The following is a 14677-nucleotide window of genomic DNA, read 5'->3' as shown; positions in this document are numbered from 1 at the left end:
ACCGGCTGTGCGGCCATCGCTATCGGGCGTTAGCGATCGGCGCGCGGCGCCGTGCCGGATTCGCCCGGAACACGCACGATCTGGCTCAGGACGACCAATACCGGAAGTTCCAGCAGCGGCCCGGCCACGAGGGCGACCGCGATCAGCGGCCGGTCCGGGAACGCCGCAACCGCGATGGCCAGGGCGATGGGCGAGTTGCGGGCCACCGTGGTCATGGTCAGCGTCACCCGCTCGTCCGGGCGCAGCCGCAGGAGCCTGGCCGTCCCTACGGCGACCAGCGGAGCCACAACGAAGAACAGTGCCAGTGGCGGCAGCATCGCCAGCAGATCGGTGCCGTGCTCGATGACGGTGCGGGCCTGCCAGGCGAACATCGCCAGGACCGCGACATACAGCAGCGGCAGCACGACGCGCGAGGCGGCGCCCACCAGCACCGTGTCACGCCATGCCGCGCCCCGGAACCGCGCCGCCGCCCACCGGAGGATCACCGCTGCCAGGAGCGGGACGACGAGGACCAGCAGGACGGCTTCGGCGAGCGTGCCCGCGTCCACCATCGCCGCCTGTCCGCCCAGGAGCAGCACGTACACCGGGAGGAGCAGGAGCTGCAGCACGAGATTGATCGGGAGGACGGCCGCGGCGATGCCCAGGTGGCCACGGGCCAGGCCGGTGAAGACCAGATACCAGTCGGTGCACGGCGTGACCAACAGCAGGAGCAGGCCGATACGGAGGTCGGGCGCGGAGCCCAGCAGCCCGGCGCCCAAGGCCCACGCGAGAGCGGGCGTCCACACGAAGTTGAGCACCAGGCTGGCCGCCACCACGGTGCGTGCCCGTCGCGCCGCACCCACCTGGGCGGCGTCCACCTGCGCGAACACCGCCACCAGCATCAGCATGAGCGCGGGCAGTACGACGTATTGTGCGACCTCGCCGACCGGAAGTGCCGTGCCGACGATCAGCCCCACCGCGGCGCAGGCTGCCACCATGACGCTCTGCGCGCGCTCCCAGATCGACATCACGACCTCTACGCTAGGGCCAGCGTCGGCCTCCGCTGCCGCGGGGAGCCAGGTCGGACGTCGTGGCGGTGGAACCGGTGGCGGAGGCCCAAGCGGTCAGGCCGCCGGAGGGCCGCCGTCGTCCGAGCCGTCGTCGGCGGGTGCGGCGGGGCGGGGGATCTGGGAGTCGCCGTGGTCATGCCCGCACAGCGACGGGCGGTCGGGCGCGGTGGCCGAGACTTGGATGTCCATGCACTGCTTCAGGCCGCTGTACTGGAAGACCTTGTCGATCCTGCCCTGCGGAACGATGACGGTCAGGCTCCGGCCGCCGCGTAGGAGGCGCCGGTGCATGCGGGTGAGGGCGTTGAGCCCGCAGGAGTCGATGAAGTCCAGCTCGGTGAGGTCGACGGTCACGCGCCGACTGGGGTGCTCGGCCTCGGCCTGGGCGGCCGAGTGCTCCAGGCCGGGCATGCTGGCGATATCGAGCTCACCGCGCACCCGCAAGGTCGTCCGGTCGTCGTCGTACCGGACGTCCACGTGGAGTTCGCGCATATCGATCCCGCCTTCCGCTCATCGGTCGGCTGCGGGTGAGGTCTGGACCCTGCCGTCGTTTTCTCGTGCTGCCTTCCCAAGCTAATGAGATATGGGTCGCCGCGCAGCCGTTTCGCGAATCGGGCATGAAACATGCCGCGTCAGGGTGTCCCTCACGGCGCCGGAACGTTTGCGAATGCGTTCTTGGGTGTCGAGAGCGTGGAGATGCGGTCCAGGGGCCAATGGATGAGGAACGCGGGTCCTGCCACGGAACTGATCGGGATGGTGCCGTCCTCCCCGGGCTCCGCGTGGCCCCGGGAATCGAGTGAGATGGCGCGGTGATCTCCCATCACCCACAAACGCCCCTTGCCGACGGTCACCGGCCCGAACTTCTCATGGCTTTCGCGACTTTCCGGAAACAGGTACGGCTCGTCGATGGGTTCGCCATTGATGCTGATGCGGCCCTTCTCGTCGCAGCACTCCACCGTGTCACCCGGAAGCCCGATCACCCGCTTGGTGTAGTCCTTGCGATTGGGGGACATCCCGGCGAAGTCCGCCACCGAGGTGAGGAAGCCAGAAGAGGTCTCCGCGCCCTCAACGGCGTCCCAGGATTCTCGTCCGTCGAACACGATGACCTCACCGCGCTCGATGTCCCGGGTTGCGTAGGCCAGCTTGTTGACGAAGACGCGGTCACCGATCAGCAGCGTGTTCTCCATCGACCCCGACGGCACGTAGTACGGCTCGACCACCCACGTCTTGATGACGAACGCCAGGAGCAGGCCGATGACCAGGAGGACGGGCAGCTCTTTCCAGAACGACCGCTGCTTCTTCCCGTCCTTCTCCTTCTCTTTCCCGCCCTGCTCTTCTCCCTTGCGGGAGTCCGTTGTGTCGTGATCCTCCGCGTTGTCCGCACGATGCGTCCAGGGGTGCGTGTGGGCTCCAGATGATCGCGCCACAGGACCATGCGACTCGGACGACGGATCACGCTCATCGTTCAGCATGCGGCACCTTTACCCGGCGAAGAATAGGCCACAGCCAACGTATCCCGAGTCGGCCGTGATCGCCGGTATGCACGCACCCGAAGTCGGCGGCGTGGTCGGCTACCCGCGGGCTAGTTCCAGGCGCGGACGCCCGCGGGCGCGGGAAGCGTCTCGGTCAGCCAGACCCAGCGGCCGTCGTTCTCGGTGAAGCGGCGCTGGATCTGGTCGACCTGGTCCAGTCGGACGTCGAGAACGGGGCGCCAGGCTCCGGCGGCCCGTTCTTCGAGGTAGAGGTTGTGCGCGTCGGTGCGGACACGCAGCGCCTGCTCGGTGCGCAGGGTTCCGTCGGTCATGCGGACGCGATACGTCGCCATTGGTTCGTCTCCGTGGTGCGTCAAGAGTGAAAGCGAGCGGAAGGCACCCCGGCGATCCGTGGAGTCATGGCCCCGCGCGAGAGGCGGGGAGGAGCGCAGAGGCGCAGGGCGCGCTTCGGCGCCGACAGCACTCTACCCTTACGTTAGGGAAGAAACGGACAACCCGAGGCGAACAGGTGGCCACGCCCAAGGGGCGGTACGGAGTGCCGCGCCGCTGAGGGTGGTGTTCCACTCGCCACTGACGGTAGCGAAGACCGGGCCCCGACGTGGGCGGAATCGCGTATCAGCGGGCGCGTGTCGCGCTGGGGCGGCCGGTTCGGGGGAAGTGTCGTCGGCTTTCGAACGCGCCACCGGTCCTCACGACCTGTTAGCCCGTCCGCAACAGTGCCGTCGTCGACGGCGGTCAGGCTGTGTTCGTGGAGATGCGCAGGTATCCCGGGCCGAGCGGGGTGAGGGTGTGAGGGTACTCTCACGCGTTCGCAGGGGGTCCTGACCCTAACGTGACGGTAAGGTTGAGGGCGGTTGTCCCTTATGGGGCTAGTGCGCCTTTTCCTGCTCCATCTCCTTTCCGTTGTTGGTTGTTCCGGCCGCCCTTCGGCCGGACTCGCGGCAGCGTCGCCGCGTGCGTGAACACGCGCCCGATCGGAGCATGCCCTGCTCGCGCGGTAATCGCCTGGTGCGAACGCCGACCCCCTGGCAGGGCGCGAAGCGCCGACCCGGCCCGAACTGCCCGCACCCGTAGCCCTGCGCTGCGCTCCGTGAGATTGGATCCATGACGACCTCGCAGAAGACGGCCAAGCGTCTGAGACCCACTTTCCCGACCTTTTCGGTGATGCGCACCGAGGCGTTGGCGGGCCTTGTGGTCGCCCTCGCTCTGATCCCCGAAGCGATCTCGTTCTCGATCATCGCCGGCGTCGACCCGCGCGTCGGGCTGTTCGCCTCCTTCGTCATGGCCGTGTCGATCGCGTTCCTCGGCGGCCGTCCGGCGATGATCTCCGCGGCCACCGGTGCCATGGCGCTGGTCGTGGTGGACCTCGTCAAGGACCACGGCGTCGACTACCTGCTCGCCGCCACCATCCTCGCGGGTGTGTTCCAGGTGGTCCTGGGGCTGCTCGGCGTCGCCAAGCTCATGCGGTTCGTGCCGCCCAGCGTCATGACCGGGTTCATCAACGCGCTGGCCATCCTGATCTTCATGGCGCAGATCCCGCACTTCTGGGGCAAGGGCTGGGGGGTCTACGCGCTCGTCGCCGCGGGCCTGGCCATCATCTTCCTGCTGCCCCGCTTCACCAAGGCCGTCCCGGCTCCGCTGGTGGCCATCGTGGTGCTGACCGGCGTCGCTATCGCCTCCGGGGTGAAGGTGCCCACGGTCGGCGACATGGGCTCGCTGCCCGACAGCATGCCCATCCCGTTCCTGCCCAACGTGCCGCTCAGCCTGGAGACGCTGGAGGTCATCGCGCCCTACTCGCTCACCCTCGCGCTGGTGGGCCTGATGGAGTCGCTGATGACCGCCAAGGTCGTCGACGACATCACCGACACCCGGTCCGCCAAGGGCCGCGAGGCGCGCGGCCAGGGCTGGGCCAACATCATCACCGGGTTCTTCGGCGGGATGGCTTCCTGCGCGATGATCGGCCAGACCATGATCAACGTGAAGTCTGGCGCCCGCACTCGGCTGTCGACCTTCCTCGCCGGTGTGTTCCTGCTGATCCTGGTGGTCGTGCTGGGCGACGTCGTGGCGATAATCCCCATGGCGGCGCTCGTCGCGGTGATGATCTTCGTGTCGATCGCGACCCTGGACTGGCACAGCATCGCGCCGGGCACGATCAAGCGGATGCCCTGGAGCGAGACCATCGTCATGGCGGTGACCGTCGCGGTGGTCGTCGGCACCCACAACCTCGCCATCGGCGTGGTCGTCGGGTCGCTCACCTCGATCGTCATCTTCGCCCGCGGGGTGGCGCGCCTGTCCAACGTCACCAGCGTGCTCGACCCCGAGGGCGGTGTCCGCGTCTACTCGGTGCGCGGCGACCTGTTCTTCGCGTCCAGCAACGAGCTGGTCGGCGAGTTCGACTACAACGAGGAGGGCGTGAGCAAGGTCGTCGTCGACCTGTCCAACGCCCACATGTGGGACTCCTCGGCGGTGGCGGCGCTGGACCACGCCAGCGACAAGTTCGCCAAGCATGGCATCGACGTCGAGATCACCGGCCTCAACGTGCCCAGCGAGGAGCTGCACAAGGAGCTCACCGGCACACTCAGCGGCGGTCACTGAGCCCGGCCGGGCTGCGGCCGGATCGGCGTACGCCAAGAGGCGCGGCCCGGGACGAGCGATGTCCCCGGGGCCGCGCCCTTTGTATCTCGCTGTGCTGTTCTGGCGCGGTCCCCGCTCAGTCAGTCGACCGAACACGGGGCAGCTCCTGCGACGCGGTCCAGCATCAGGGAACGCAAGTGCCCCCGGCAGCCGATCCGGCGCGGAACGCCTGACACGGCGTCGTCTCGGTGCCAGCACGGGCGTCGCCGCGTCGGGCACGATGCGGTCGCCGTGCCAGTGCAGCACCCCGGGCGCCGCGGCGAGCGGACCGACGACGGGATCGCGCTCATCCACGTCGTGCAGCGGGGCCCAACCGATCTCCGGACCGCGGGGTCACGTCATTCTCTTTCACTGCGTTGAACCCTCCCCCAGCTGAAGCAGGGGGATTCCTGGCTCAGGAAGCCCTACAGGTTAGCGACCTGAAAGGTCTTACTCCCTTAACACCAGCCGGGATGAAACCTGCCCGGTTTGGTACAGCAAAGCTGGGTTGTTCTGTGCCGTCTTGGTTCTCGACCGGCACGGTGTACGCGCTTGGTTCTCGCAACGCACGCGATACATATTGCCCGAATACCCGATCATGCGGGCGGTCTGTCGCCCTAGGAGCGAAATCCCGTTCTTGCCCTGCTCCGCAGGGATTCGATTCCTCCCCCGGCTCAAGCCGGGGGCATCCTCGAAGGAAACCCGGTGAAGGGTTGGGACCACCGGGTCGCGGGGGCTGCGACACGGCGCGCCCGATTCTACGGTCCTTCTGACAGGCCGCCCCAGCTGTCCGCTGTGGTGCACGCGGCCGATGCGGCGCAGATGCAGTGGAGGGGAAGAAAGAAGAGGAAGGGCAACGAGGGGACCGGGAATGACGTGGCCCGTGGGGGCACATGGGAGGCCCGCGGGAAGAACGCCGACGGCCACACCATGATGCCCCCTCGTCATGCCCGGAAATCATGATGCGGCCGTCTGGCTCCTGCGCCTCATCCCTCCCAACCGGCATGGGACCGGCTGCCGTCCTTGGAGGTTATGAGGGTGTCTCCCCGCCCCCATGCGTGGCGTGGCCGCACGTGGCGGAACACGCCCCTAAAGGAGACGTCCGCCCCAGGAGCCGACTGGCTCCGGAGCTTCTTATCCCCCATCCTGTGCGGCCGTGGCTGGAATCCGGATGGAGCACGGTTGGACATCCGGTTGGACGCTCCTCCATCCTGGTCAGCGCCGTCCGAAGGCGACCCGGTAGCGTCGTGCTCGCGGGACCGTCGGGGGAGAGTTGGCGACCGGTTGGGGAACCCGGCCGATGAGCACGACATCCGTCGTCAAGGAGTTGGCATGGAGTTCGAGGTTCTCGGAACGCTCGAGGTGCGCGGCCACGGCGGTGGCGTGCGGCTGTCGCCCAAAATCGCCGGGCTGCTCTCCGCTCTGCTGTGCCGACCCAATGTCATGATCTCCGAGGCGCGGCTGATCGAGGCGCTGTGGGAGGACGCGCCGCCCAAGTCGGCGGTCAAGAGTCTGCAGGTCTACGTCCACCACCTCCGCCAGGCCCTGGGCGAGTCGGGCCGCGTCGGGCGCGGGCCGGTGGGGTACCGGCTGGTGACGGCGCCGGGGGAGGTCGACGCGGTCCGCTTCCAGGAGTTCGTGGACCAGGGGCGGCTCGCCATAGCCGATGGGGATCCGGAGCGCGGCGGCGATCTGCTGCGTCAGGGGCTGGAGCTGTGGCGCGGTCCGGCCTTCGCGGGCCATGACACGATGCCCCTCGTCCGGGAGGAGGCGGCTCGGCTCAACGAGATGCGTCAGGTCGTGGCCGAGGACCGGATCGAGGCCGAGCTGTCCCTCGGCCGACACCGCGAGGTCGCCGCCGAACTCACCGCTCTGGTGGCCGAGTTCCCCTACCGCGAGCGTCTGCGCGCCCAGCTGATGATCGCGCTCTACCGGATGGGCCGCTCGACCGAGGCGCTGGAGGTCTACCGCGAGGGCCGTTCCCTCCTCGTCGACGAACTCGGCCTGGAGCCCGGCCGCGAGCTGGTCCGGCTGGAGCAGGCGATCCTCGTCAACGACACCTCCCTGGATCTCCCCGACCGGCCGCCGCGGGCGCGCCGCCTCGATCCGGCCTCGGAGTCCGCCGACGCCGGCGGGTCCTCCGTCGGCGGTCACGGTGTCCCGGAACGCTCGTCCACGCCGGTCCCAGCCCAGCTTCCGCCCGACATCGCCGACTTCACCGGGCGCCGCCCCCAGGTGGCGCAGCTCGGCTGCGGGCTCGCCGACGAGCCCTCGGAGACCGGGGCCGACGACAGCGCGGACCCGCTCCCCTCGTCCCCCATGGTGATCTCGGCGGTCGCCGGAATGGGCGGGATCGGCAAGACGGCGCTCGCGGTGCACGTGGCCCACGAGCAGGCCCGCCACTTCCCCGACGGCCAGCTCTATGTCAACCTGCGCGGCGCCGAGGAAGCCCCCGTCGACCCGGCACAGGTGCTCTCCCGGTTCCTGCACGCGCTCGGACTGGAGGGCGGCGCAGTGCCGGACGGGTTGGAGGAGCGCTCCGCGCTGTACCGCAGCCGGCTGGCCGACCGCCGGGTGCTGGTCGTCCTGGACAACGCGGCCTCCGAGCGGCAGGTGCGCCCGCTGCTCCCCGGCACGCCCGGATGCGCCGTGCTCATCACCAGTCGGGCACGGCTCACCGGACTGGAGGGTGCCCGGCTCATCGACCTCGATGTGTTCGAACCCCAGCAGGCCATCGACCTCCTGGCCGCCATCGCCGGAGCCGACCGGGTGGCGGCCGAGCCCGTGGCCGCCGAGGAGATCGTCCGTCTGTGCGCCTACACGCCGTTGGCGGTGCGCATCGCCGGGGCGCGGCTGGCCGGACGCCCGCAGTGGACCCTGGCCCGCATGGCGCGCCTGCTCTGCGACGAACAGCGCCGCCTGGACGAGCTCGCCACCGGCGACCTGGCGGTCCGGGCCAGCTTCGCCCTCAGCTACGCCGGGCTGGCCGACGAGACCCGGCGCGCCTTCCGCCTGATGAGCACCCTGGAGGTGCCCGACTTCACGGCGTGGGCGGTCGCCGCGCTGCTCGACGCCTCCCTGGACCGGGCCGAGACCCACATCGAGACCCTGGTGGACGCCCAGCTCCTGACGATCGCCGGGACCGACGTCACCGGGCGGTTGCGCTACCGCATGCATGATCTCGTCCGCCTCTTCGGCCGGGAGCGGGCCGAGGCCGAGGACCAGGCCGAGGAGCGGACCGCCGCCCAGCGTCGCGCGTTCGGCGCCTGGCTGTGGCTGGCCGAACAGGCCACCGAGTACGTCCCCGGTCCCTGCTACGCCACGATGCACGGGGCGGCGCCCCGCTGGCCGCTGCCGTCCGACGAGGCCGCCGAGCTGCTCAGCGACCCCATGGGGTGGTACGACTCCGAATGGGCGGCGATGTCGGCGGTCGTCCTCCAGGCGTGCGGGATGGAGGAGGCCGAGTTCGCGTGGGACCTGGCCGGGTGTCTGGGGAAGTACTTCGACGTCCGGGGCAGGTTCGACGACTGGCGGCGCACGCACGAGGCCGCCATCGAGCTGTGCCGCAGGGTCGGCGACAAGCGCGGCGAGGCCGTACTCTGGCGCGGGCTCACCGACCTGCACACGTGGTCCACCGCCCAGCACAGCGACGACGCCATGGCCGGGATGTACGAGCACTCCCAGCAGATGCTGGACCTCTTCCAGGAGATCGGTGACCGGCGCGGGATGTCCGACGCCCTGGTGATGCGGACCTGGGGCCTGGTCTCCCAAGGGGCGTCGCGCGAGGCGAGGGCGTCGGCCGAGGCGGCGCTGGATCTGGCCGATGCCGTCGGCTACCTCGGCGGGACGGCACGCGCCTACCACGTGATGGCCGTCGTCGACCACGAGGAGAACCGGAACCACGACGCCGTCACCCACCTGAACAAGGCTCTCGAACTCGCGCGGCTGCTCGGCAACCCCCGCTTCGAGGTCACCGCGATGCAGTTCCTCGGCGCCGCCCAGTGCCTGACTGGTGACGTGGTCAACGGGCGCGGTAATCTGCTGCGCTCCCTCGACATGGCGCGAGCGCTGGAGGACCGGTACTCCGAGGTGTTCTCGCTCCTCTACCTCACCCGGCTGTACATCGCGCTCGGCGACCCCGAGGCCCTGACCACGGCGTCGACGGCCGCCGAGCACAGCCGCAGCAAGGGCATGGACCACCACCTGGCCGACGCCCTCACCCTGCTCGGCGAGATCCAGCTGGCCGACGGCAGCACGACCGAGGCCGTCACCACCCTGGAAGAGGCGGTGCGGATCTGGCGTACCCGCGGGTGGCACTCCTTCCTCGCCCCCGCGCTGCGCACCCTGGGCCGGGCCTATGAGGCCAGCGGCCAGGGGCAGGCCGCCCGCGAGGTCTGCCGGGAAGCCGACGAGCTCATGCGTGAACCCGTCGACAGCTCCGCGGCCGACCACTGATCCCGTCCCCTCTCCGTTGATCTCGGAGATACTGGGGGAAAAATCAGCGCTGAGGCCCCAATATCTCCGAGATCAACGGAGGTAGGGGGCCAGATCCGCCTCCGTCGGCGGTTGGGCGCCGGAGCGTGTGCAGGTCACGGCGGCGGCCGCACCGGCGGTGGTCAGGAGCGTGCGCAGATCCGGCTCGCCGAGGTCGCCGACGGCGTCGGGCGCGACGTCGAGACGGGCGAGCGTGTGCAGGAGCGCGCCCATGAACGTGTCGCCCGCGCCGATGGTGTCCTGGACGTCCACGGCCGGGGCGGGGACGGCGAGGTCGCGGTGGCGGGTGAAGGCGCGGGACCCCTTGGCTCCGGCGGTCACCACGACCAGCGCGGCGCCCTCGCCGAGCAGCTGCCGGGCCGCCGCCTCCTCGTCGACGCCCGGGTGCAGCATCCGCAGGTCCTCGTCGCTGGCCTTGACCACGTGGCTCAGCCCGGCCAGGCCGAGGTAGCGGGCGCGCGCCCAGTCCGGATCGCCGATCACCGCCGGGCGCACGTTCGGGTCGAACCCCAGGATCAACCGGCCGCGATCGCGTTCCCGGGCCAGCAGCCGCTCGATCGCCTCCGCGCCGGGGCCGCGGAAGGCCGCGACCGACCCGACGCTCAGCAGCCGCAGCGAGTCCGGCAGCGGCGCGGCCAGTTCGGCGTCGCTCCACTGCCAGTCGGCGGCCCCGTCCATCCAGAAGTCGTAGCGGGCCTGGCCGTCCGCGCCCAGCGTGGTGAGGGCGAGGGCCGAGGGTTCGGGCGCCGTGACCGCCAGGTCCAGACCGATCCCCTCCGCCGCGAGCCGCTCGCGCATCGTCGCGCCGAATCCGTCGGAGCCGAACCGGGCCAGGAACGCGGTGGGCGTCCCCAGCCGGGCCGCGGCGACCGCGATGTTGGCGGGGCCGCCACCCGGCACGGCCCGGTAGACGCCGGGTTCGTCCCCGCGCGGGATCAGGTCCATGACGTTCTCCCCGAGGACCGCCAGTCGGGGAGCGCCGGGCTCCGGCTGCGGGGTGTGGGGTGCGCTCACGGGGTCTCCTCGGGTCGTTCCCGCTGGTGCGGGATGTTGTCGTCGGAACCGCCGCCGACCGCCGAGACGAACGCCGCGGCGGGCGGGAGGCAGGGCAGGATCGCGGCCTGGAAGGCATGGTAGATGTCGGGCTTGCCGTCCCAGACCGTGGCGGCGGGGCGGTTGTCCGGGTCGAGTTCGTGGTGCCAGCTGCCGTTCCGCCGGTCGATGAGGTGCCGGGCGGCATAGTCCCACCAGGTGCGGTACCAGCGTTCGTAGCGGGCGTCCCCGGTGCGTCGGTACAGGGTGGCCGCGGCGGCGATCGCCTCGGTGGCGACCCAGTGCATGCGTTCCCGTACCACCGGGGTGTCGTCCCAGTCGTGGGTGTAGATGAAGCCGGGGGCGCCGTCGACGTCCCAGCCGCGCCGCACGGCGGCGTCGAACAGCGAGGCGGCGTCGTCCAGCAGCCACGCGGGCGCAGCCGAGCCGAGGGCGATTTCGATCTGCACCAGCAGCCGCGCCCATTCGAGCAGGTGGCCGACGGTCACCCCGTAGGGCCGGAAGGGGTGGGCACGGTTGTCGGTGTTGTAGTCGAGAACTGGCTCCCAACCGGGGGTGAAGTGCTCGGGCATCCGCCAGTCGTGGGCGGCGGTGACCTCGTGCACGACGAATTGGGCGATGCCCAGCGCACGGTCGAGCCACACGCGGCGCCCGGTGGCGGCGGCGGTGGCGAGGAACGCCTCGACCAGGTGCATGTGGCTGTTGGCGCCGCGGTAGTCCTCCGGCTGCGTCCAGGCGCGGTCCCAGCTCTCCAGGTAGCGGCCGGTGTCGCCGTCGGTGAACCGCTCCTCGATGACGGAGGTCGCCGCCTTGAGCAGCTCTGGGGCGCCCTCGCGCCCGGCCGCGGTCGCCGAGGCTGCCGCGAGAAGCACGAACGCGTGGTCATAGGCGGACTTGACGGTTCCCTCGGGTTGCCCGTCGGTCCCGAGTCCGGCGTACCAGCCGCCGTGATCGGCGTCGCGCAGCGGACCGAGCAGCGCCCCCACGCCGTGGTCGGCGATAGGTCCGGAACCGGGGACGCCCATCATGTCGGCGAGGGCGAACACGTGGGTCATCCGGCAGGTGATCCAGGTGGGGGTGCCGTGGGCGGGCAGGAGGGCACCGCGGTCGTCGAGCCAGCCGAATCCGTTCTCCGGCCGCTCGGCGTCGGCGGCGAACGACAGCAGCCGCCGCGCTTCGGCGCGCAGCCACGCCTGGTGGAACGGCAGGTCGGGCCAAGAGTGGCGCATGGTCGGTGAGCTCCATTCATCAACTGGGGTCGACGCGGTCAGGGGTACCGCTCAGGCGGGCGGCGGGGCGGTGCTCTCGCGGACGATCAGTTCGGGCACGTCGAACTCGACGTCGGCCGGCGGTTCACCGTCGAGCAGGGCCAGCAGCCGCCCCGCCGCGGTGGCGCCGAACCGGGACGCGTCGCGCGACAGCGTGGTCAGCGTCGGGTGGGTCACCCGGCACAGGGTGGAATCCTCCCAGGCCACGATCGAGACGTCAGCGGGGACCGCCAGCCCCGCCTGGCGCGCCACCGACATCCCCGCCACGGCCATGACGTCGTTGTCGTAGACGATCGCGGTCGGGCGGTCGGCCGCCGACAGCAGGGAGCGGGTGGCGCGGGCCCCTTCGGTGTCGCTGAAGTCGGTGGTCACGGTGGTCGGGCCGGTGGTGCCGGTGGCGCCCGGCCGGGTGGCCTCGTGGAGGGCGGCCGAGCGCCGCTCGGTGTGCAGCAGCCCCGACGGGCCGGACACGTGCGCGACGCGCACGTGTCCCAGCTCGCGCAGGTGGGCGACGATGCGGGCCATGGCGCGGGCGTCGTCGATCCACACGCCCGGCAGGATCCCCGCGGGGTCGGGGCCTCCCGCCAGCACGGCCGGCATCCCGAGGGCGCGCAGCGCGGCCGGGCGGGGGTCGGCGGTACGCGGGTCGACCACGAGCACGCCGTCCACGCGGCGCTCGGCCCACCACTTCCGGTACAGCCCGATCTCGGCGTCGACGTCCTCGACCAGGTGGAACAGAAGCGCGTTCGCGCGCTCCGACAGCTCGGCCTGGATGCCCGAGATCAGCTGCATGAAGAACGGCTCCACGCCCAGCGTGCGCGCCGGGCGGGCGACGGCCAGGCCCACGGCTCCGGCACGCTTCGCCGACAGCGCCCGGGCGGCCGTGTTGGGCTGCCAGCCCAGCGCATCGGCGGCGGCGAGGATGCGCTGACGCGTGTGCTCCGAGACGCCCGGTCGGCCGTTGAGCGCGAACGAGACGGCAGCGGAGGAGACGCCGGCGCGCCGCGCGATGTCGGCGATGGTCGGGCGTCGCACGGTGCGGGCTCCTTCGCGGGAGGCGGCTCCGCCGCGCGAACAATGGCGGCGGAGCGACTTCGGAATGGATTTATTAACCGGTTCAGTAACTGATCGTTCAGTAGTTCTCTACGCCATGGGAAGTCTACCCGCACGGTGATCTCCGCATCGCTCCACACGATCGCGGACACCTGCCCGGACGTCCGGTCAGAAATATCGAGTACCCGTATTGACGAGTCTGCGTTCGATGGGTCATGTTCGTCGTTGAGCGTGGAACTTAAGCGGTTTATCCCCTGGTGCGCAAGGTGGCGGGCCTCTGGGCTCGCGCTACCGCCGCGTCGGCCGCGTGGGTGACCGCGCTCCGAGAACCGAGGAGGCCGTGCCATGCGCATCCGCCCACACGCGAGCATCGGCGCCCTGGTGACCGCCGCCGCCCTGGCGGTGTCCGGCTGCGGGATCGGTGGCAACACCGGGACCGCGGCGCCCCAGGGCGAGATCACCGGAGAGGTCACCGGTGAGATCACCTTCCAGACCTGGAATCTCAAGGCCGACTACAGCGAGTACTTCAACGGCGTCATCGCGGCGTTCGAGAAGGAGCACCCCGGAGCCACGGTGAAATGGCTGGACCAGCCGGCGGAAGGGTACGCGGAGAAACTCAGCGTCGACGCGGCGGCAGGAGAACTGCCCGACGTCGTGAACGTCGCCCCCGACCTCGTCTACCCGCTGGCCAAGGCGGAGCTGGTACTCGACATCGACGAAGCCCGCCCCGAGGCGTCCAAGGCGTACCTGCCCGACGCGTGGTCGGGGTTCGCCATGCCGGGCCGGTCCGGCACGTACGCCTACCCCTGGTACCTCAACACCGGCCCGATCTTCTACAACCGCGCGCTGTTCGAGCAGGCCGGGCTCGACCCGGACGCACCGCCCACCAGCTACGACGAGCTGTTCGACCAAGCGATCACCATGGCCGAGGCGACCGACGGCGAGATCGCCATGCTCGGCCAGACCCCCGGCATCGTGGACCTCGGCCTGTACGGCTCCCAGCTGATGAACGAGGACGGCACCGCGTTCACCTTCAACGACGCCGCCGCGGTGGAGATGATCCAGCGCTACAAGGAGATGTACGACGCGGGCGCGCTTGTGCCCGAGTCGCTCACCCAGGACTACACGGGCAGCGGCGAGCAGTTCATGAGCGAGGCGATCGCCTGGGCCCCGGGAAGCGCCTACGACCTGGACAATTTCCGCACCAACGCGCCCAGCCTCTACAAGAACGTCGGCATCACCGAGGTCCTCACCAACACCGGCCAGGCGCACATGTACCTGCAGGGGCTCGCCGTCTCCGCGCGGACGTCCCACCCCGCGACCGCCACCGCCTTCGCCGAGTTCGTCACCAACGCCGAGAACCAGGAGGCGTTCGCCCACGAGGTGCAGATCTTCCCCAGCACGGTCGGGTCGCTCGACGACCCCTACTTCACCGAGGAGGACGGCACCGACGAGGGCCGGGTCCGCGTCGCGGCGGCCACCCAGCTCGCCACCGCCACCAACTACACGCCGGTGCGCTTCAGCGACCAGATGCAGAACATCCTGCGCAACGAGATCGCCCTGGCGATGCGCGGCGACAAGACACCCCGGCAGGCACTAGATGCCGCCGTCGACGAGTGCAACAGCCTCCTCGACACGGAGTGAACGACGATGCCGA

At 70.4% G+C, this 14677-nt stretch carries 10 protein-coding genes; 3 read left to right on the top strand and 7 right to left on the bottom strand.

Going from position 1 to position 14677, the window contains the following annotated elements:
* Window positions 1–29: 29 nt before the first annotated feature.
* From CDO52_RS22120 to CDO52_RS22105, 4 genes are all read right to left on the bottom strand, one after another.
* A complete protein-coding gene (locus tag CDO52_RS22120; RefSeq protein WP_017620397.1) occupies window positions 30–1007 on the bottom strand; it encodes an arsenic resistance protein in 978 nt (325 codons plus the stop codon).
* Between the two features lie 96 nt (window positions 1008–1103).
* On the bottom strand, window positions 1104–1538 hold the full coding sequence (locus CDO52_RS22115; RefSeq protein WP_094932661.1) for an STAS domain-containing protein: 435 nt from the start codon (window positions 1536–1538) through the stop codon (window positions 1104–1106).
* Between the two features lie 152 nt (window positions 1539–1690).
* Window positions 1691–2473, bottom strand: a complete 783-nt coding sequence (lepB, locus tag CDO52_RS22110) for a signal peptidase I (protein ID WP_232524288.1) — start codon at window positions 2471–2473, stop codon at window positions 1691–1693.
* 155 nt (window positions 2474–2628) lie between these two features.
* Window positions 2629–2871, bottom strand: coding sequence for a hypothetical protein (locus CDO52_RS22105; RefSeq protein ID WP_017620400.1), 243 nt, complete (start codon window positions 2869–2871; stop codon window positions 2629–2631).
* 772 nt (window positions 2872–3643) lie between these two features.
* On the opposite strand from CDO52_RS22105, the gene CDO52_RS22100 reads away from it, so the two are divergent.
* A complete protein-coding gene (locus CDO52_RS22100) occupies window positions 3644–5134 on the top strand; it encodes a SulP family inorganic anion transporter (RefSeq protein WP_017620401.1) in 1491 nt (496 codons plus the stop codon).
* Window positions 5135–6484: 1350 nt separating this feature from the next.
* On the top strand, window positions 6485–9607 hold the full coding sequence (locus CDO52_RS22095; RefSeq protein ID WP_017620402.1) for an AfsR/SARP family transcriptional regulator: 3123 nt from the start codon (window positions 6485–6487) through the stop codon (window positions 9605–9607).
* 72 nt (window positions 9608–9679) lie between these two features.
* Here the strand turns inward: CDO52_RS22095 and CDO52_RS22090 are convergent, their stop codons facing one another.
* From CDO52_RS22090 to CDO52_RS22080, 3 genes are read right to left on the bottom strand one after another with little or no spacing between them, the layout of a single operon-like run.
* A complete protein-coding gene (locus CDO52_RS22090) occupies window positions 9680–10660 on the bottom strand; it encodes a carbohydrate kinase family protein (protein ID WP_269769155.1) in 981 nt (326 codons plus the stop codon).
* Complete coding sequence (locus CDO52_RS22085) at window positions 10657–11928, bottom strand: AGE family epimerase/isomerase (RefSeq protein ID WP_017620404.1); 1272 nt, start codon at window positions 11926–11928, stop codon at window positions 10657–10659. Before CDO52_RS22085 ends, CDO52_RS22090 begins: the two co-directional genes overlap by 4 nt.
* A 51-nt stretch (window positions 11929–11979) precedes the next feature.
* Entirely contained in the window at window positions 11980–13002 is a 1023-nt protein-coding gene (locus tag CDO52_RS22080) for a LacI family DNA-binding transcriptional regulator (protein WP_094932660.1), read from the bottom strand.
* 363 nt (window positions 13003–13365) lie between these two features.
* Between CDO52_RS22080 and CDO52_RS22075 the strand changes: the two genes are divergently transcribed.
* A complete protein-coding gene (locus CDO52_RS22075; RefSeq protein ID WP_017620406.1) occupies window positions 13366–14664 on the top strand; it encodes an ABC transporter substrate-binding protein in 1299 nt (432 codons plus the stop codon).
* Window positions 14665–14677 lie beyond the last annotated feature (13 nt).

This window comes from Nocardiopsis gilva YIM 90087, from assembly GCF_002263495.1.
Classification (GTDB): domain Bacteria; phylum Actinomycetota; class Actinomycetes; order Streptosporangiales; family Streptosporangiaceae; genus Nocardiopsis_C; species Nocardiopsis_C gilva.
This window is presented reverse-complemented; position numbering and strand designations above follow the sequence as displayed.